At 66.8% G+C, this 18,945-nt stretch carries 13 protein-coding genes and 1 pseudogene; 7 read left to right on the top strand and 7 right to left on the bottom strand.

Features of this window, described 5'->3' with window-relative positions:
• Positions 1-36: 36 nt before the first annotated feature.
• The 4 genes from ACQP1T_RS11260 to ftsY all read right to left on the bottom strand — a co-directional run bounded on the left by ACQP1T_RS11260 (position 37) and on the right by ftsY (position 6,187).
• Complete coding sequence (locus ACQP1T_RS11260) at positions 37-2,505, bottom strand: [protein-PII] uridylyltransferase (protein WP_433759879.1); 2,469 nt, start codon at positions 2,503-2,505, stop codon at positions 37-39.
• A gap of 88 nt (positions 2,506-2,593) precedes the next feature.
• Positions 2,594-2,932 (bottom strand): P-II family nitrogen regulator, encoded by a 339-nt coding sequence (locus tag ACQP1T_RS11255; RefSeq protein ID WP_040868325.1) that lies wholly within the window; start codon positions 2,930-2,932, stop codon positions 2,594-2,596.
• A 4-nt stretch (positions 2,933-2,936) separates the two neighbouring features.
• Positions 2,937-4,316: an ammonium transporter gene (locus ACQP1T_RS11250; RefSeq protein ID WP_433759878.1), complete on the bottom strand. Its 1,380-nt coding sequence runs from the start codon at positions 4,314-4,316 to the stop codon at positions 2,937-2,939.
• 233 nt (positions 4,317-4,549) lie between these two features.
• Positions 4,550-6,187 carry a signal recognition particle-docking protein FtsY gene (gene ftsY / locus ACQP1T_RS11245; protein ID WP_433759877.1) on the bottom strand — a complete coding sequence of 546 codons (1,638 nt, stop codon included), beginning with the start codon at positions 6,185-6,187 and terminating at the stop codon, positions 4,550-4,552.
• A 111-nt stretch (positions 6,188-6,298) separates the two neighbouring features.
• Between ftsY and ACQP1T_RS11240 the strand changes: the two genes are divergently transcribed.
• The gene (locus tag ACQP1T_RS11240) at positions 6,299-6,688 is read left to right on the top strand and encodes a DUF2237 family protein (protein ID WP_019048221.1); all 390 of its coding nucleotides are present in this window, start codon (positions 6,299-6,301) and stop codon (positions 6,686-6,688) included.
• A 64-nt stretch (positions 6,689-6,752) separates the two neighbouring features.
• On the opposite strand, the gene ACQP1T_RS11235 is transcribed toward ACQP1T_RS11240, so the two are convergent.
• The gene (locus ACQP1T_RS11235; RefSeq protein WP_433759876.1) at positions 6,753-7,541 is read right to left on the bottom strand and encodes a TetR/AcrR family transcriptional regulator; all 789 of its coding nucleotides are present in this window, start codon (positions 7,539-7,541) and stop codon (positions 6,753-6,755) included.
• Positions 7,542-7,646: 105 nt separating this feature from the next.
• Here ACQP1T_RS11235 and ACQP1T_RS11230 point away from each other — a divergent pair, with 105 nt between their 5' ends.
• Positions 7,647-8,567 carry an NmrA family NAD(P)-binding protein gene (locus ACQP1T_RS11230; protein ID WP_433759875.1) on the top strand — a complete coding sequence of 307 codons (921 nt, stop codon included), beginning with the start codon at positions 7,647-7,649 and terminating at the stop codon, positions 8,565-8,567.
• A gap of 54 nt (positions 8,568-8,621) precedes the next feature.
• On the opposite strand, the gene smc is transcribed toward ACQP1T_RS11230, so the two are convergent.
• A complete protein-coding gene (gene smc / locus ACQP1T_RS11225) occupies positions 8,622-12,239 on the bottom strand; it encodes a chromosome segregation protein SMC (RefSeq protein ID WP_433759874.1) in 3,618 nt (1,205 codons plus the stop codon).
• A 479-nt stretch (positions 12,240-12,718) separates the two neighbouring features.
• On the opposite strand from smc, the gene ACQP1T_RS11220 reads away from it, so the two are divergent.
• Both ACQP1T_RS11220 and ACQP1T_RS11215 read left to right on the top strand, forming a co-directional pair.
• Positions 12,719-14,002: a hypothetical protein gene (locus ACQP1T_RS11220; RefSeq protein WP_433759873.1), complete on the top strand. Its 1,284-nt coding sequence runs from the start codon at positions 12,719-12,721 to the stop codon at positions 14,000-14,002.
• A gap of 397 nt (positions 14,003-14,399) precedes the next feature.
• Entirely contained in the window at positions 14,400-14,825 is a 426-nt protein-coding gene (locus ACQP1T_RS11215; protein ID WP_433759872.1) for a DUF1707 SHOCT-like domain-containing protein, read from the top strand.
• 313 nt (positions 14,826-15,138) lie between these two features.
• Here the strand turns inward: ACQP1T_RS11215 and ACQP1T_RS11210 are convergent, their stop codons facing one another.
• Positions 15,139-16,608 (bottom strand): cation:proton antiporter domain-containing protein, encoded by a 1,470-nt coding sequence (locus ACQP1T_RS11210; protein WP_433762141.1) that lies wholly within the window; start codon positions 16,606-16,608, stop codon positions 15,139-15,141.
• A 303-nt stretch (positions 16,609-16,911) separates the two neighbouring features.
• Here ACQP1T_RS11210 and ACQP1T_RS11205 point away from each other — a divergent pair, with 303 nt between their 5' ends.
• From ACQP1T_RS11205 to ACQP1T_RS11195, 3 genes and pseudogenes are all read left to right on the top strand, one after another.
• The gene (locus tag ACQP1T_RS11205; protein WP_433759871.1) at positions 16,912-17,853 is read left to right on the top strand and encodes an alpha/beta hydrolase; all 942 of its coding nucleotides are present in this window, start codon (positions 16,912-16,914) and stop codon (positions 17,851-17,853) included.
• A gap of 13 nt (positions 17,854-17,866) precedes the next feature.
• Positions 17,867-18,157, top strand: a pseudogene (locus tag ACQP1T_RS11200) (ATP-binding protein); the annotation flags it as partial.
• Complete coding sequence (locus ACQP1T_RS11195; RefSeq protein WP_433759870.1) at positions 18,145-18,921, top strand: hypothetical protein; 777 nt, start codon at positions 18,145-18,147, stop codon at positions 18,919-18,921. The pseudogene ACQP1T_RS11200 and the gene ACQP1T_RS11195, both read left to right, overlap by 13 nt.
• The last annotated feature ends 24 nt before the right edge of the window (positions 18,922-18,945 follow it).

Here is an 18,945-nt window from a genome sequence, read left to right as displayed (position 1 = left end):
TTTCAGCAAATCATGTGCAAATGTCAATCAGGTCGATCAGGAACCCGAGCTGGTCCCGGGTGGTCCGACTCCCTCCGGAGGCTTCGGGGCAGGTCGCGGGACCACGGCCAGCACCGCCTTCTCGACGTTTTCGCGACGTTCCGGAATGTCGACGCCGAGGTCGAGGCTGAAGGCGTCGACCACCGCCGAACCCATGGTCACCACCTTCGCCCAGCGCACATCGGCGCCGCATTCGGCAAACGCCGCGGCCAACCGGCTGAGCAGGCCGATCCGGTCCTCGGCACGCAATTCGAGGACCACCTGACCGGGGGTCGACGTCGCCGTCCAGATCATCCGGGGCTGTGCCTGCGCATACTGGCTCGGGCCAGCGCCGATGGCCTCGCGCTCCCGCTTCGCCAGCAGCGCGGACAGATCCAGATCGCCCGCCGTCGCACGGATCAGCTCCTGCCGCAGTAGGCCGCCATCCGGCGGGTCGCCGAACTTCGGGGAGACCACGAAAGTATTGATCGCCGAGGATCCTTCGCCTCCCACGGTCGCCGAGAGCACTCGCAGCGAATGCAGAGCCAACACTCCGGCGGCATCCGAGAGCAGACCCGGCGTATCCGGTGCGATCACGGTGACGGTGTAGGTGTACTTGCCCTCACCCGGCCGCAGATCGACGTGCACGCCACCCGCCGCCGCCTTGGCCAGCAGTTCCGGTGCGATCGGTTCCGGCTTCGGCAGCTGATCCCCCGCCATGACCAGGCGGCAGCGGCGCACGAGCTCCCCGATCAGCGAGGACTTCCAATCGCCCCACACACCGGGACCGGTGGCCAGCGAATCGGCCTCGGCCAAGGTGTGCAGCAGTTCGAGCAGTTGCACATCGCCGCCGAGGGCATCGACGACGAATTGCACGGTGTCGGGATCGGCCAGATCGCGTCGAGTCGCGGTGTCGGGCAATAACAGATGGTGGCGCACGATGGCGCTGAGCGTGCGCACGTCCGATGGCCACAGCCCGAGACGCCGTCCGATATGGGTAGCCAGTTCGGCCCCGACAATGCTGTGGTCACCGGCCCGGCCCTTGCCGATATCGTGCAGCAGCGCACCGAGCATCAGCAGGTCGGGACGGGCGACGCGGGTGCTCAACGCGCTCGCATACGCGACCGTTTCCATCAGGTGCCGGTCCACGGTCCAGGTGTGCAGGGCATCGCGCGGCGGCAGGTCGCGCACCGCACCCCATTCGGGAAGTAGCCTGCCCCACAAGCCCGTTCGGTCCAGTGCCTCGACCGCATCGATGGCACCGCGACCCGCTCCGAGCAGGATCAACAGGTCGTTGAGCGCGTCCTTGGGCCAGGGTTCGCGCAGCTCCGGCGCATCCTCGGAGAGCCGATTCAGCGTGGTCGCGGACATCGGCAGCCCGGTCTGCGCCGACGCAGCGGCCACCCGCAGGATCAGGCCTGGATCGCGCTGCGGGCGCGCGTCCCGGGCCAACACGACCTCCCCCGCGTGTTCGACCACCCCCTCATCGAGTGGTCGGCGAACCGGCATGCGCCTCAATCGCGCGAGGCCGCGCCGAGGTAGCGCATTGGCCGCGGTGCGCAGACCGACATCGACGGAGTAACTCACCGTCCGTGCCGAATCGCTCAGTGTGCGAGCGAGATCGAATCGGTCGCCGATGCGCAGGGCCGCGCCGATCTCGTCGGCATCCTGGGCTCGCAGTTGATCGCGGGCCCGGCCAGCCACCCGATGCAACTCCGTGCGAACGTCCAGCAAACGGCGACGCGCCTGCTTCAGACCACCGCCCGGCACATCCGGGCCGAGACCCGGCATGGCATCGGTCAGTTGGGCGATGGCCAGCGCGTCGAGCAGTTGGATATCGCGCAATCCGCCGCGCCCGTTCTTCAGATCGGGTTCGGCGCGATGGGCGATCGCGCCGCTGCGCTGCCACCTGGTCTCGGCCTGTTCGATCAATTCGTCGAAGCGCGAACGGATTCCGGTCCGCCACTCCCGGCGCACCCCGCCGATCAGCAGATTGCTCAACTCCATATCGCCGACGACGTGCCTGGCCTCGAGCATGCCGAGGGCGGCGATGAGATCGTCGGAGGCCACCCGCAATGCCTGCGGGACGGTGCGCACGCTGTGGTCGAGCTTGATATGCGCGTCCCACAGGGGATACCAGAGCTGATCGGCCACCTCGGCCACCCGCGCGGGATCTACGTCATCGTGCAGCAACACCAGATCCAGATCGGAATACGGCAGCATCTCCTTGCGCCCGAGTCCGCCGACGGCGACGACGGCCAGACCGCTGTCGCGGCCGATGCCGAGATCGGTGCCCTTGGTGGTCAGCCACAATTCGAACAGGTCGACCAGCGCCGAACGCAGGGATTCCGCGTCAAGCCGCGGATTACGGGGCAGTCCGCCCTCGAGCAATTGATTGCGTGCCCGGACCAGGTCGGTCGCGCCATTGGAGACGTTCGTGCCGACATCCTCGGTTACCTGTCTGCCGTCTTGCTCGTGACTACCCACAAACCACCGTCCATCCAAATGCGTACGGCCCCGCCCCAACCGGGCTATCCGGTGGGAGCGGGGCCGCCGCTCGATTTCGATTCTCCGTTTAGAGAGCGTCGGTACCGCGTTCGCCGGTCCGCACCCGGATGATCGACTCCACCGGGGTCACCCAGACCTTGCCGTCACCGATCTTGCCGGTGCGGGAGGCCTCGACGATTACCTCGACAACCTTGTCGACCGAGGCATCGTCCACGACTACCTCGACCCGAACCTTCGGAACGAAATCCACCGAGTACTCGGCGCCGCGGTAGACCTCGGTGTGCCCCTTCTGGCGGCCGTAGCCCTGCACCTCGCTGACGGTCATGCCCAGCACACCCGCCTGCTCGAGCCCGGATTTGACGTCCTCGAGAGTGAACGGTTTGACGATTGCGGTGATCAGTTTCATGTCGTCATGCCTCCTTGACGGCGGTACGTGCCGTGCCACCCACAGCAGCGAAATCGTATGCCGTTTCAGCGTGCTCGGACTCGTCCATGCCCACCGACTCGGCTTCCTCGCTGGCGCGCAGCCCAATGGTGAACTTCACGATATAGGCAATGATCAGGGTCGCGATGAAGGAGAACGCAAGTACCGCACCGGCACCGACGGCCTGCCGCCACAGCTGATCGAATCCGCCGCCGTAGAACAGGCCGGTCTTGCCCGCGCCCGCCTCCGGAGCGGCGACCAGGCCCACCATCAGGGTGCCGATGATGCCGCCGACGAGGTGCACGCCCACGACATCGAGCGAGTCGTCGAAGCCGAACTTGAACTTCAGGCCGACCGCCAGCGCACAGACCGCACCGGCCACGAAGCCGATCACCAGGGCGCCGACCACGTTGACCGAGGAACACGACGGGGTGATCGCGACCAGACCGGCCACCACACCCGAGGCCGCACCCAGCGAGGTGGGCTTGCCGTCGCGGAACTTCTCCACCAGCAGCCAGGCCAGCATCGCCGCACAGGTCGCGAGGGTGGTGGTGATGAAGGTCGAACCGGCCAGACCACCGGAGGTGACGGCGGAACCGGCGTTGAAGCCGAACCAGCCGAACCACAGCAGACCGGCACCGAGCATCACGAACGGCAGGTTGTGCGGACGGAACGGGGTGCTCGGCCAGCCCTTGCGCTTACCGAGCACAAGCACCAAGGCCAGGCCTGCCGCACCGGCGTTGATATGGACCGCGGTACCACCGGCGAAGTCGACCGCGAGCAGTTTGTTCGCGATCCAGCCGCCTTCGTGCACGACATTGCCGTCGGCATCCTTGACATCGAAGTCGAAGACCCAGTGCGCGACCGGGAAGTAGACAACCGTCGCCCAGATTCCGGCGAACAGCAGCCAGGAGCCGAACTTCAGGCGGTCGGCGACCGCACCCGAGATGAGGGCAACCGTGATGATCGCGAACATCAACTGGAACGCGACGAACACGGTCGCGGGGATCGTGCCCGCGAGCGGGATGTTCACTGCCGCGGTGGTGACAGCGCCGCTGGCGTCCTTGACCTCGGCAACCGCATTGCCGCCGATCAGGCCCTTGAGACCAAAGAACTGCGCCGGATCGCCGACCACGCCGAACTTGTTGTCGCCGAACGCGGCCGAGTATCCGTATAGCGACCACAGCACGCCGACCAGACCCATGGCGCTGATGCTCATCATGATCATGTTGAGCACGTTCTTGGAGCGGACCATGCCGCCGTAGAAAAACGCCAGGCCGGGCGTCATCAACAACACAAGCGCTGAACTGGCCAGCATCCAGGCGGTGTCACCGGTGTCCGGTGCACCGGTAAGGGGAAAAGCCACCTTAATGTCCTCCTCATCTCGGGCCCAGCCGACTCCGGCAATTGGACCTGCACAGAAGGGTCCTCATTCGGTGTTTCATCCGTGATGATGCCGTGTTTCGCCTAAGTGAACGCGTGGGGCAGTTGTGTTGCTACCACGTTTCCTGGCATACACCGACGTTTCATCGCAGCTGTGCGGTGTGCGTCGGAGCAAACCGACAGCTGTTTTCGAGGAGAAGGAACAGTGGCGCGGGACTAGCCGAGCAACGCGTCCACGAAGGCGCCGGGTTCGAAGGGAGCCAGGTCGTCGGCGCCCTCGCCGAGGCCGACCAGTTTCACCGGAACGCCGAGTTCGTGCTGCACTTGGAAGACGATGCCGCCCTTGGCCGTTCCGTCAAGTTTGGTGAGCACGACGCCGGTGATATCGACGACCTCCGCGAAGACACGCGCCTGCATGAGGCCGTTCTGTCCGACCGTTGCGTCCAGGACGAGCAGCACCTCGTCGACCGCGGCCTTCTTCTCCACGACGCGCTTGACCTTGCCGAGCTCGTCCATCAGACCGGTCTTGGTGTGCAGCCGACCCGCGGTATCGATCATGACGACATCGACGCCGCCCTCGATCCCCGCGCTGACCGCGTCGAAGGCGACGGCAGCCGGATCCGCGCCCTCCTTGCCGCGAACCGTATCCGCACCAACCCGCTCGCCCCAGGTCTGTAGCTGATCGGCGGCGGCGGCGCGGAAGGTATCGGCGGCGCCGAGCAGGACCCGGCGGCCGTCGGCGACGAGTACGCGCGCGAGTTTGCCGGTCGTGGTGGTTTTTCCGGTGCCGTTGACACCGACGACCAGCAGGATCGACGGGTGATCGTCGTGTGGGAGGGCGCGCACCGAGCGGTCGAGTTCGGGACGCAGCGCCTCGACCAAGACCTCGCGCAGCACGGCGCGAGCCTGTTCGGTATTGCGGACGCTGCGTGCGGCCATCTCCTCGCGCAGCCGCTGCACCACGGTCGCGGTGCTCGCGGTGCCGAGATCGGCGAGGACCAGGGTGTCCTCTACCTCTTCCCAGGAATCGTCATCGAGGTCGCCGCCGCCGAGCAGGCCGAGCAGGCTCTTGCCGACCGCGTTCTGGGATCGGGACAGGCGGCCGCGCAGGCGGACCAGGCGGCCCGCGGTCGGCTCGATTTCCTCCAGGGCGGGCGTGGTGGCCGCGTCGGCGGCCCGAGGTTCGCGGACGGTTTCCACGGAGGTTTTGTCCGGGATTGCCGCTGGTGTGGTGTTCGTGGACGGGGCTGGTTCGATGCCCGTCGGGGTGGCGGTATCCGTCGGTGCGCCGGTGTCGGTGGGTGCAGCCGTATCCGTCGGCGCGACAGGTCCAGGATCCGCGGATGTGGTGCTGTCCGTGGAGGCGCTGTCGTCGGCGCTGGTCGGCGGAGCGGTTGCGGGTTCGGCGGTTGCCTCGTCCGATTCGACCGCGGTATCCGAATCGACTGTGGCCGTTGCGGATTCGGTTGTCGTGCCCGCGCCATCGGTTTCGACCGTCGCGGACTCCGCGGTGTCGACATCGCCCTCGGGCAGCGGCACGTTGGTGATGCCACGCTTCGGCGCGTCACGCGGAATCGCCGCGTCGTCGCCGACATGGGGCTGCCCCTCGGTATCGGTTCGCTCGATCGGAGCGGGCTCCGGGCGTGTCGCGGTGGCCGCGCCGCCCTGACTGAAGTTGAAGCCACCGGAGGCCGCGTATCCACCCGACCGGTCGGTCACTTCTTTGTCTGGGGCGGGTGGCGTCAGTGTGACGCGACGGCGCTTGTACAGGACGAATCCGGCGACAAACGCCACCACCAGCAGGGCGGCGACAGCGGCAATCAGGATCCAGGCTTCGGAGCTCACGCCGACCATCCTTGCAGAACCAGGTCCTTCGCCTTACCACAGCGTCCTGGACCCGACACACAACCCCCGAGATTTCTTGTCCTGCGGAACTTCTCGCGAAGGGACAATAGGATCGGCGACGTGACCGATCGAAACGTGCTTGGGGGGCCGCTGGAAGAGTGCGGCACCGATCCTCTCACCGGCTTCTACCGGGACGGCTGCTGCAGTACCGGGCCGGAGGATCTGGGCAGCCATACCGTGTGCACCGTCGTCACGGCTGAATTTCTCGAACACCAGGCGTCCATCGGCAACGATCTGAGCACGCCACGCCCGGAGAACAACTTCCCGGGCCTGCAACCGGGCGACCGGTGGTGTGTGGTGGCCGTGCGCTGGTTGCACGCCCATGAGGACGGTGTCGCCGCGCCTGTGGTGCTGGCGGCCACCCATGAAAACGCCCTGGAAGTGATCTCGATGGACATTTTGCGCAAATACGCCGTCGACGTACCGGACGACGTGAGCGATCTGCTCTAGCGCCCTTCCCGGCACCTTGCCGATCGACAGCGTTCCATCCCGGGCAGACGGTCGCTGGGCGGAGTTATCGCAGCGCCGCCTCGGCCAGCGCCGCACGGGCGGTTCGTTGACGGTGCGCCTTCTGACGGCAGGCGGCCGAGCAGTAGCGGGCCGGGCGACCGGTGCCGGTGGGGCGGATCTCGGTGCCGCAGATCGGACAGCAAGGCGTTTCGTTACGAGGGCCCGTTTCGTTACGAGCCTTGTCCTCCGAATCAGGTTTCGTTACGGGGTTCGCACGCATGGCATCGAGCATGATCGCGACAGCCCGCATCATCGGTCCGCCGGGGCGCTGACGTCGTTGGATCGCGACGCATCCGGTGAAAATGTCCAGTACATCGGCGATTTCGATATCGGCACGGACCGCACCTCGACGCTGTGCGGCCGTCAACAGCGCGCCGAGCGCCTGATGAAAGCGGTCGCCCGCGCTGCGTAGCAGTGCCTTCGGCCAGCCGTCATCGGACTGGACGATATCGCAGAGTGCCTGGCTGCGTGGGGACGAGATGACTACCTCGGTACAGACCGCGAAGAATGCGGCACCGGGATCCGGCGCGTCGAGATATTCGGCGGCAAGTGCCGCGAGCCGGTCGACGCGCTGTTGCATAACCGCTTCCAGCAGATCGGTTTTCGTGGGGAAATGCCGATAGACGGTGCCCGCGCCGACCCCGGCCCTGCGGGCGACCTCGGCCAACGAGACCGAGATGCCGCGTTCGGCGAAGGCGCGTTGCGCGGCGGCCAGCACCAGCGCCCGATTGCGGCGGGCATCGGCCCGTGCGGCGACTCCGAACGGCGCCGGGGTGGACAGCGAAGCAGACATTTCGTTACGGCCTTCCGTTCCTGGACCTGGCCAAGCGGGTTAACACACCCATATCGTCCGAATACGGGTCATCCGACCCGATTGTATCGAGCAGAGAAGGCGAGCATGTCCCTTCAGCAGAACCCCATCCTGGTCACCGGCGCGACCGGCAAGCAGGGCGGCGCGACCGCGCGCCGACTGCTGGCCGACGGTATCGCGGTGCGCGCGCTGGTCCGCGATCCGCAGGCCCCTGCGGCCCGCGCATTGGCCGACGCCGGAGCCGAATTGGTGACCGGTGACTTCGACACTTCCGCAACGCTGGACGCCGCCGTCGCCGGAACGCGCGGCGTATTCCTAGTACCCCCAGCCACTTTCGGGCCGAACGGTTGGAATGCCGATTTGGAGGCCATCCGCGGCATGGCGGTCATCGACGCGGCAAAACGTGCGGGCGTCGAACAGATCGTCTTCACCGGTGTCGCTTCGATGACCGACGACGCCGCCTGGGGCCAGTCCGGTAAGGGCAGCATCGAGAATGCCGCCGCGGCCAGCGGTCTGCGCTATACCCTCTTGCGCCCGGTGCGCTTCATGGAGAACTACGTCCTGCGCGGCAGTCCGGTGGACGGCATCATCGACGGCGTGCACAAGCATCTGTTCCCGGCGGACCAGCCACTGCAGATGATCGCGATCGACGATATCGCGGCCTTCGCCGCACTGGCCTTCGCCGACCCGGATCGCTTCCACGGCCGAACCCTCGAATTGGCCGGTGACGCGATAACTCCCGTCGCGGCTCTGGCGGCGATCACCCGGGCGACCGGATATGCGGTGCGCTACCACGAGCTCACCGAGGCCGAAGCCGATGCCCTCGGCGAACAGATCGGCAACACCTGGCGGTTGCTGCGCGACTCCGGCGGCTGGCACGCCGACATCCCCGCGCTCCGAGAGATCTACCCCGCCCTCAACACTCTCGAATCCTGGCTCGCCACAACCGGTGCCGCCAAGATCAAGGCACAACAGGACAGCGATCGCCTGGCCGCGACAACACACTGACCGAATCGTCGGGATCCGCACCGGGTGCGGATCCCGAGGCGAAGGCCTCGCCTTTCAGCTGGCCGCGCCGACCGGGGTCAGGTTCTCACCACGCAGTCGCTGACTGATCACCTGGGTGATGCCGTCACCGCGCATGCTGACGCCGTAGAGGGCGTCGGCGATCTCCATGGTGGGCTTCTGGTGGGTGATGACGATCAGCTGACTCTTCTCGCGCAGCTGCTCGAACAGGCCGATGAGGCGGCGCAGGTTGGTGTCGTCCAGCGCTGCCTCGACCTCGTCCATCACGTAGAACGGCGAGGGGCGGGCGCGGAAGATGGCCACCAGCAGGGCAACCGCGGTCAATGATTTCTCGCCACCGGACAGCAGCGACAGCCGCTTGACCTTCTTGCCGGGCGGGCGCGCCTCCACCTCGATACCGGTGGTCAGCATGTCCGACGGGTCGGTGAGCACCAACCTGCCCTCGCCGCCAGGGAACAGTTTCGCGAAGACGCCGACGAATTCGCGCTCGACATCCTCGTAGGCCTCGGTGAACACCTGCAGGATGCGCGCGTCGACTTCCGCGACCACATCGAGCAAGTCCTTGCGCGCGCTCTTGACGTCCTCGAGCTGGGTGGCGAGGAAGTTGTAGCGCTCCTCTAGAGCCGCGAACTCTTCCAGCGCAAGGGGATTCACCTTGCCGAGGGTGGCGAGGTCCTTCTCGGCACGCTTGGCGCGGCGCTCCTGGGACTTGCGGTCGTACGGCATCGGCGCGGGAGCGGTCACCTGCTCGCCGCGCTCCTTGGCCTGTTCGTACTCCTGCCATTCCAGATCCGATGGCGGCATCGGCACATCCGGGCCGTATTCGGCGATCAGATCGGCCAGTGCGATGCCGAACTGTTCGGCGATGGTCGCCTCGATCTGCTCGATGCGCAGTGCCGCTTGGGCTTTGGCGACCTCGTCGCGGTGCACGGCGTCGGTGAGTTGGGCCAGCTGGGTGGTCAGCGCGCGGACCCGCTCCTTGATCTGTTCGACCTGGGTGGCGCATTCGGTACGGCGGCGGACCAGTTCGTCACGGCGCGCACCCGCTTGCGCCACAACGGATTCCAGTTCGGCCGCGACCTTGGCACCGGATTCGGCAACGGCCGCGGCGACTTCGGCGGCCTGCCTGCGCGCGGCCTGCGCACGCTCGGCGCGAGCCCTGGTCTCACGTTCGGCGCGCGCGGCCCGGCGCAGCGAATCCGCTTTGCCGCGAACCGATTCCGCGCGTTCCTCGGAGGTGCGCACGGCCAGGCGTGCCTCCACCTCCATGGATCGTGCCTCGGCCAGAGCGGCGGCGGCTTCCTCGCGGTCGCGTCCGGCGGATTCGGTGCCCGCCGCGCCCATACCGTCGTCGTCGACCTCGGATTCGAGTTCGGTGCGGCGCAGCCGTTCTTCGAGATCGGCCAGCGCCGCCAGCGCCTCATCTCGACCCGACTCGGTTTCCGCACGCTGGCCGGTGAGCCGGTCGATATCGGCTTGGGCGGTGCGCGCCACCTCGCCGAGCCTGCCCAGGCGGTCGTAGATCACGACCAGTGCCTGATCGGATTCGTGCAGTGCGAGCAGTGCCTGGTCGACGGCGTCCTTGCGGTCGGCCTGTTCGGCGAGTGCACCGGAAAGGGCCGCCTCCAGTTCTTCGGCGCGGCGTTGCGCGGCGACCAGATCGGCCTTGGCGGTGTCGATATCGGCCTGGATCTCCAGCTGACTCGGTGCGCGATCGGATCCGCCAAGCACCCAACCGGTTCCGGTGAGATCGCCGTCGCGGGTGACCACACGCAGTTCCGGCCGGACCCGGACCAGTTCGGTGGCGGCCGCGAGGTCGTCGACCACGGCGACACCGGCGGTCAGCGCGGCAATGGCGCCGCGCACGTTGTCCGGTCCCTCGACCACGTCGGCCAACCAGCGTGCCCCGCCGGGAAGCGCACCGTCGGACGTACTCGGCGCGGCCGCGGCATCGAAGACGAGCGCGGCCCGACCGCCGTCGGCCTCCTTCAACGCACGCACCGCGGCGTGGGCGGAATCTCCGGTATCGGCGGCGACGGCGTCCGCGAGCGGACCGAGCGTGGCGGCCACTGCGGCCTCGAAACCACCGTGCACCCGGATCAGCCCGGAGAGCGGACCGAGCAGGCCCTGTGCGCGATTCTCGACCAGCCAGGCCACGCCGTCCCTGCGCGCCAACCCCATGCCCAACGCTTCGATGCGGGCGCTCAGCGAGGCGACCCGTTTACTGGCATCGCGATCCTGTTCGCGCAGTTCGGTGACGCGTTGATCGGCGAGTTCGAGGGCCTGCACCGCATGCTCGTGCTGGGCATCCAGACCGGCCTCACCGGCCTCGAGTTCACCGAGTTCGCCCTGGACCGTTTCGAATTCGGCCTGGGCGGCCTCGCCGCGCTGGCGGGCCTCGCCGATCGCGACGGTGAGCCGGGTGATCTCCGCATCCACCGACTGCGATCGGGTGCGCAGGGTGTCGACTTGGCCGGACAGCCTGGCCAGACCCTCACGACGATCGGCGATAGCGCGTACCGCGGCCAGATGCGCCTGCTCGGCGGCCTTCGCGGCTTGCTCACGTTCGGCGAGTGCCTCGCGCGCGGCCTCCAGGGTTTCGGTCGCGATCTCGACCGCCTCGCGCAGTTCGGCCTCCTCGGCCTCCACGCGTTCGGCCTCGGCCTCGAGCTGCTCCGGATCGCGACCGCTGCCGACGGGCATTTCGGTGTGCAGGTTGCGGGCCCGGTCGCCCGCGATTCGGATGGTGGCATTGACCCGCTCGGCCAGCGCGGACAACTGGAACCAGATCTGCGCGGCGGCCTCGGCGCTCGGGGTCAGCCGGGATAGCTGGAATTCCTGCTGTGCCAGTGCGGCATTCGCGGCATCGAGTTCGGTCTGCACCGTGATCTGCTGTTCGCGCGCGTACGCCTCTTTGCTCTGCTGACTCTCCAGCTCATTGCGGCGGGTGACCAGGTCGTCGGCGGCCAGACGCAGGCGCGCGTCGCGCAGGTCGGCCTGCACGGTCTGGGCGCGGCGGGCCACCTCGGCCTGTCTGCCGAGCGGTTTGAGCTGGCGGCGCAGCTCGGTGGTGAGGTCGGTGAGGCGGGCGAGGTTGGCCTGCATCGCCTCCAGTTTGCGGACCGCCTTCTCCTTGCGCTTGCGGTGCTTGAGCACACCGGCGGCCTCTTCGACGAAGGCGCGGCGGTCCTCGGGACGCGATTCCAGGATGGCCGAGAGCTGGCCCTGTCCGACGATGACGTGCATTTCCCGGCCGATGCCGGAGTCGCTGAGCAGTTCCTGCACATCCATCAGGCGGCAGGAGCTGCCATTGATCTCGTATTCGCCCGCGCCGTCACGGAACATGCGCCGGGTGATGGAAACCTCGGCGTAGTCGATCGGCAATGCGCCGTCGGAGTTGTCGATGGTCAGCGTGACCTCGGCGCGACCGAGCGGTGCGCGTCCGGAGGTACCGGCGAAGATGACGTCCTGCATCTTGCCGCCACGCAGCGCCTTCGCACCCTGCTCGCCCATCACCCAGGTGAGCGCGTCGACGACATTGGATTTACCCGAACCGTTCGGGCCGACCACACAGGTGATGCCCGGCTCGAAACGCAAGGTCGTCGCGGACGCGAAGGACTTGAAACCCTTCAACGTCAGACTCTTCAGGTGCAAATTCGACGACCCTTCCCTGCGCGGTGGTCGGACATTCCGTCGTCCCGTCGGGGCCGACCTTTCGAGCGACCTGCAAGCAGGCGCTAGCGACCAGTCATGGTATCCGTCCGGCATCGGTTGCCCCGTAAGCGGGCGGACACCTCCGTAGGTTATCGACTCCGTGCCCGAGGTCGGACATTCCGGTGTGCTCCACATTTGCTGGGCGCGTGTCAGTTTCGCATCTCCTGTCGGTGTTCGCACCTCGGGTGTTCAGCCGGCGGTGACCTCGGTTGTAGCAGCGCGGCCGGTGCGGGGCGGTGCGGACTTCGAATGCCACCGGGTGCATAGCAATATCGCACTCGGGTGGCGTTTTCCACGACTCGGCGGGCACGCCGACTCCGCCGGACTGACCGGTTTGTGCTTGCGGTATCGCCGGACTGCCGGGGCGCATACGATCCAGTCTGATTCGCCAGCGGACCGTCAGTTCGGGAGTGCAGAGCATGTCGTCGGACAAGACCAGCACCTTGCTCGGTCTGATCCGTCATGCCACGACACTGCGGTTGACGCGCATCGCGACGCTGGTCGCCGGGAGCCTGCTGTTTCTGTATGCGTGCGAGGTCAGCCGCAAAAGCGATTTGTCCGATGTGTGGGGACAGGTCGCCTTCGCCGCCGTACTCGCGCTTACCGGCCTCACGACCGCCTGGTTCGAGATAAAGGCCGCCGATCACGCCGCCGCCCGCGCCCGCACCGACATCCGCGGTTTCCTCATCGAATCCGACGGCATATCGGTGCGGGCCCGCATCACTCGCTCCGGCGATCTCGTCATCCATGGTCACGACACCGGCGGCACCGATCCAGCCTACGAATGGGACTGGGCTTTCCGCGCCGTCACCTTCCCGGCCATCCGTGCCGCTCTCGGCGGTGGCCGCGGCGACCTGCTCGACCTCTTGGAACACACGGTCCCCGACCTGGACCGCCGAGACCGCTATGACCCCGGTGCCTGGCTGCACAACCAGGGCATCCCCGCCGCCTTCCGCGAACGCGGCGACACCTCTCACCGCATTACCCGCGAGTTGCCGGTGGTCGATCCCGAAGCCCACCAACGCGACCCACGCGAATCCACTGGGGCACACCAGCTATCGAGCAGGCGCCGCAACCTGCCCGACGTGGACCCCCCTCGCCCCGGCCGCTCGAGCCGCCGCGAACCACCAGACCCTGCCGCCCCCGCCCGACGCCGAGCCTCGTCCCGTCAAGATCCTCGGAACTCAGCAAAACACCACGACGAACCACCAACCAGACGCCGCGACCAACCGTCGAACACCCGCCGAAGAGCGAAGGATCGGTGGGAGGCGCAGCCGGAAGTTCCTGCGGACAGAACAAACGAGCGTTGGGACGTACCGCCGGGCGATGGATGGGATGCACCACCGAACGATCACTGGGACAACGCACCATTCAACGGCCATCCGGACGACCCGCCGAGCGAGCATTGGAACGCACGGCGGAGCGACCAGTGGGACGATCCACCAGCACGCCTCACCAGGCGATCGGCCGCACCTCGCTACGAACCATCGCCTGATCACAGGGGTGATCCATCAGCTGCCCGCCGTGGCGCACCACTGTCCGGACACCACGCTCAGCCACCCTACGAACCGGGCACACCGACACACGCCCGCCGTGCAGGCCGCGTGGATTCCCCTCGGTCCGAGCCTTCGAGTGAGCGCTGGGACGAACCACCGGCAACCCGCTACGGGGAACTGGACTACCGCCAGCCCACTGGCTGGTGAAGCGAGGAAAGTTCCGGCGCGCACCGGCACGTGGTGTCCGGTGTACACCCCAGCGAACCGCCTCAGCCGAACCGGCGAGAACAGCAGGGGCAGCGGCGAAGCGAGCAATCTGGTCGGCGTCATCGCAGGTAATCGGCCGCACGTAGCCTTCTAACCGAGGTGGCAGGGCGACCTAAAGGGTGGTCAAGATGAGGCACCTGACGGACGTCACCGCAGGTCACAGGCGCATGGCCATCATCCACAGCTCCAACACCGGGACAAGCCAGACCTCGCCCGGAACCCGCAGGATATGAAGTGCGAGTCGTCGCCGAAACAAGGCTTGACATTCCACATTGGAGGGTGCATTCTGATGTTACCTTCCAATGTGGAATATGGATCTAGTCGTTAGGACCTGGACATGGAAATCTCGCCTGGTACTCGGGCCTCCGATGCGGAGCGTGAGAAGGTTGTGCGACTGCTCGGACGGCACATGGCCGACGGTCGAATCGATCTTGCCGAATATGATCAGCGCGTCGCCCGCGTCTACGAGACCGGCGTTCGCGACGATCTGCAGCTGGTGCTCTCCGACCTGCCGAAGTTGCCGAAAGAGACTGCCGCACAGAAGAATTCGATCAGCCGCTTCCCCATCTGGCAGCAGATCGAAGGTACCTCATGGCTCGGCGTGAGCGTGCTGGTGCTCACCATCTGGGCCGCGATCTCGATCAGCGTCGGCGAATTCACCTACCCGTGGCCGATCTGGGTCATCGGCCCGTGGGGCGCCGTACTCGCCTTCCGCATGCTGACCGGTTTCGAATCGGGCCGATTCGGCCGCCACACCAACTGATACACCGTCACAGTCAGCGATCCAGCCCTCCTCGTGTCAGCGCTGGATCGCTACCCCAGCTCGACTCCTCACACGCGCTCACCACGCGCCGAAGGCGGCAAACGCCGAGAAACCGTCTCCACCAAGCATTCTCGACACCGCCGAAGGGTAAGTGTTGGCGCCCGTGAACGCGGAGCGGACGGTCAAAGGGGGCATGGTCGTGCGCCTGGGGGCGGGTGCACGTGGGTTGTGGGGCACGAAACTGGACCGCCGATCACCGTGCACTGGTGGAGGCGAATGCCGGGAAGGTCGCTGCGCCAAGGCATTCTGAGGGCTAGGGGTGGATGGGGGTGGTGAAGGTGGCGGTTATGTGGGCGGGGGGTAGCGGGGTGGGAAGGGTCACGAGGACTTCGTCGTTGGCTTGGAGGGTGGTGTCGGGGGTGGTGGGGACCAGGCGGCCGTTGCGGATTATGAGGCTGATCCAGATTTCGCGGGCGTGTAGGTCGGCTAGGGTGCTGCCGTCGGCGGCGGAACTGGGGGCTATGCGGTAGCGGTGGAGTTCTTGAGGTTCGTGGCGGAAGCGGACGCCTACGCCCCATGGTTCGGGGTCGACTACGCGCAGGGGGACGCCGAGCAGGCGGGCCAGGGTGGGGACAAGGCCGCCTTGGACGATGACCGAGAATGCGACGACGATGAAGATGATTTCGTAGGCGCGGTGGCTGTCGGGGACACCCGCGTGCACGATGAAGGTGCCCAACAGAATCGGTACGGCGCCCTTGAGTCCGGTCCACAGCACGAATCCGCGTTCGCCGCGGGTGAGCCGCACCTTCCAGAGCAGTATGCCGACCAGCACCGGCCGAATCAGCATGGTGAGCAGCAGTGCGAGCACTAGACCGATCAGCCAGGCGTTGCCTTGGCCTATTCCATCGGGTCCGGCGAGTTGAATGGTGAGCCCGAGCAGGACGAAGACGACGATCTCGGCCAAATTCGCCAATGCGGAGTGGAAGCGGGCGATGTCTGCTTTATAGGGCGCGTTCTGATCCCCGATGACGATCCCCGCGACCAGCACCGCAAGGAATCCGGAGCCGTGCGCGAGGGTGGCCGCACCGTAGATTGCCAAGGCGGACATCAGGACTCGCAAGGAATACAAGCCCGCGGCAGGCAGCGGGACGCGCCGCATGAACCACAGCAGCCCCAGCCCACCCGCGACCCCGACCGCCGCGCCGAGCAGCATTTGCAATCCGAATTCGGTGGCGGCCCGCGCGACGGCACCGCCGCTGAAGGTGGTGGCGCCGAGCAGCACGATCAGCAGTGCGATGCCGACGGGATCGTTCGCACCCGACTCCCCCTGCAGCAATACCCCGCTGCGACCGGAGATCTCCCGGCGGCCGAGCACCGAGAACACCACGGCGGGATCGGTGGGTGCGAGCGCGGTGCCGAGCAGAAGTGAAATCCGCCAATCCAGTCCGAAGATCAGATGGGCGGCGAGGGCGAGAGCCGCTGCCGTAACGAGGGTGCCCACCACGCCGATCCAGACGATCGCGCCCGCCGCGGACCGGAACCGTCGCCAGCCGATCTGCATGCCGCCGTCGAACAGGATGATCGCCAGCGCCACCGTCGCGACATGCTCCACCGCGCTGATCGGTATCTTCCCCCACTCGGGCCGGATATCCGATGCCACCGCGGCCCCGACCAGGAACAATGCGGGTGCCGGGACGGGCAGCCATTCCGCGAGCCGGTTCGACAGCACGGCGGCGATCCCGACCAGCGCCGTGATCAACACTACGGAGGCGAACGGGACCATGGTGGTCACCGGCGACACCGACCACTGGTCGCCCAGCTCATTACGCCTGCTCGACTCTTGTCGAGCGGGTGGTACGGCCCGCATCGGATAGCCACGGAATGTCCTTTCGCGCGGTCGAACGGCACAGCATCGCCGACCCGACTTCCCGGCACACCCAAGATCAGCCTATCGCGTTCTTTATGGCGGTGGCCTCGTATTTTGCGGCGGCATCGAGCACGTTTTCGGTGTACGTCCGGCAGCCGACGCCGAAGATGTTGGTACGCATCGGGTTTGCTCATTGATCTTCCGTGGTATTACGGAATCGTGAGGGCTTCAAGGCATTTGGCCTCGCTCGTAAGTGTGCTGGTGGCCGGTTTCGCGATTTCTGTGCTATCCATTCGCCCTGCGATGGCGGCGCCGCAAGTGGTCGGTGAGACACCGCTGGAGGGCTCGGTCTCGCAAGTGGACGTCTACTCCCCCGCGATGGATCGGGTGGTGAGCAACAGGGTGATTCGAGCCGCGGGTGGTCCCGCGCCGACGCTGTATCTGCTCACCGGAATCGGTGGCGGCGCCGACGGCATCTCGTGGTGGGACGATACGGACGTCCGGCAGTTCTTCGCCGATAAACACGTCAACGTGGTGATGCCGATCGGCGGCGCGTACAGCATGTACACCGATTGGCTCAGCGACGATCCGGTGGTCGGTCGCAACCGGTGGCAGACCTATCTGTCGCGGGAACTCCCGGCGGTTCTGGATACCCGGCTCGGCAGCACCGGACGCAATGCGATCGCGGGGGTGTCGATGAGTGCGGGGTCAGCGGTGGACCTGGCGATCCAGGCGCGCGATGTGTACAGCGCCGTGGCGGCCTACAGCGGATGTCCGTGGACGTCGGATGCGCTCGGGGTCGCGATGGTCAGCGCTCAGGTCGTCCGCGGCGGGGCCAATCCGGTGAATATGTGGGGTGAGCTGGGCCAAGGGATCTGGCGGATGCACGACGCGTTCGCCAATGCGGGCGCACTGGCGGGGAAGACGATCTACCTCTCGGCCGCCACCGGCACCCCCGGCGCGATCGATGAAGGCGGACTCGGCTTTCCGCCCGTCGAGGCCATCGCCAGCTCCTGCACCGATGCGTTCGCGGACCGGCTCGCTGAACTCGGACTCCCCGCCATCCACGTCAACCGCCCCGAAGGCTCGCACACCTGGGGCCAGTTCGAAACCGACCTACACGATTCCTGGCCGCACCTGGCCCGAGCCCTCGGCGCTTGACCGGGCCCGGCCCGGAAAACTGCAGGCAGAGCTGATCAAACTCGGCCGGACTGCTCGTGGTCGACGAGGTTGGCTATATCGCATTCAAATCTGAAGGCGCGAACCTGTCTTCCAACTTGTCTCCTCCCGCTACGAACGCGCGAGTTTGATCGTGACAAGCAACAAGCCCTTCGGTCGGTGGGGAGAGGTGTTCGGCGACGACATCGTCGCTGCGATCATCGACCGACTGACCTTCGGCGGACACATTATCGAACCGGATGGTCACCGGCGCAGCCACTTTAGACTTGCGACGTGTTTCGGCTGATCTTGTTGGTGCCGTTGGCCTGCTGGCTGCTCGCGGCGCGAGCGCCCCGCACCCGGTGGCGCGTGGGTGCGGTGTTGGCGGTGCTGACCGTGGCCGAGCTGGGTGTGGCGTTCGGGGGCTGGCGAGTGCACCACTATCAGCACAGTCTCGAGGTGCTGATGATCACCGCCGGTGTCGTGGTGCTGCTTGCGGGACTGATCTGGGACTGGGCCGATACCGACGGTGGCGGGGTGCGGCAGTGGATCGCCCGGGTGCTCGGCGGGCTGTACGGCGTACTGGCCCTGTTCGTGCTGCTGTTCTTCGTGCTGGGCGACCTCGGCGTCTTCGCGAGCGCCCCAGCCTACGGAGGCAAGGCCGTCGCGACCCCCGACGCCGCACTGCTGCTACGCCTGCCCGCCGGCCTGACGGTCGTCGACGACACGACCAGCTGCGAGGACTCCGACTCGGGCCCCTCCTGCTATCGCACCTTCGCCATCGCCGCCACCGACGGCACGCCCGATGATCAGGTGGCCGGCCACTTGCTCGCCCATCTGGGTGATTCCGGCGGCTGGACATTCGGTTCCGCACGCGAGGAAGGGTTCTACGACCTGATCGGTACCCGGTGGCGCGCCTGCCGCACCGCGGGCTGGTGGCTGGATCGCCAGAACGAGCACGTCTCGGTCTTCGCCTTCACCCCCGGCATACCGCACAACCGATACCCATCCGTCCCGGCACAGGCGGCCGTCACCGTTGAATTCGGGTTCTCCCACCAGATCTGCGAATAGCGCGGGCGGACCAGCCCGGCCGGC

The sequence above is a fragment of the Nocardia sp. CA-135398 genome (assembly GCF_050955845.1).
Classification (GTDB): Bacteria; Actinomycetota; Actinomycetes; order Mycobacteriales; family Mycobacteriaceae; genus Nocardia.
This window is presented reverse-complemented; position numbering and strand designations above follow the sequence as displayed.

Coding starts and splice junctions, on each gene's coding strand:
- ftsY (WP_433759877.1), bottom strand. CDS start 6,187: ATGGTCGGCGTGAGCTCCGAAGCCTGGATCCTGATTGCCGCTGTCGCC.
- ACQP1T_RS11230 (WP_433759875.1), top strand. CDS start 7,647: ATGTCCCTTCAGCAGAACCCCATCCTGGTCACCGGCGCGACCGGCAAG.
- ACQP1T_RS11220 (WP_433759873.1), top strand. CDS start 12,719: ATGTCGTCGGACAAGACCAGCACCTTGCTCGGTCTGATCCGTCATGCC.
- ACQP1T_RS11210 (WP_433762141.1), bottom strand. CDS start 16,608: ATGGTCCCGTTCGCCTCCGTAGTGTTGATCACGGCGCTGGTCGGGATC.
- ACQP1T_RS11235 (WP_433759876.1), bottom strand. CDS start 7,541: ATGTCTGCTTCGCTGTCCACCCCGGCGCCGTTCGGAGTCGCCGCACGG.
- ACQP1T_RS11255 (WP_040868325.1), bottom strand. CDS start 2,932: ATGAAACTGATCACCGCAATCGTCAAACCGTTCACTCTCGAGGACGTC.
- ACQP1T_RS11215 (WP_433759872.1), top strand. CDS start 14,400: ATGGAAATCTCGCCTGGTACTCGGGCCTCCGATGCGGAGCGTGAGAAG.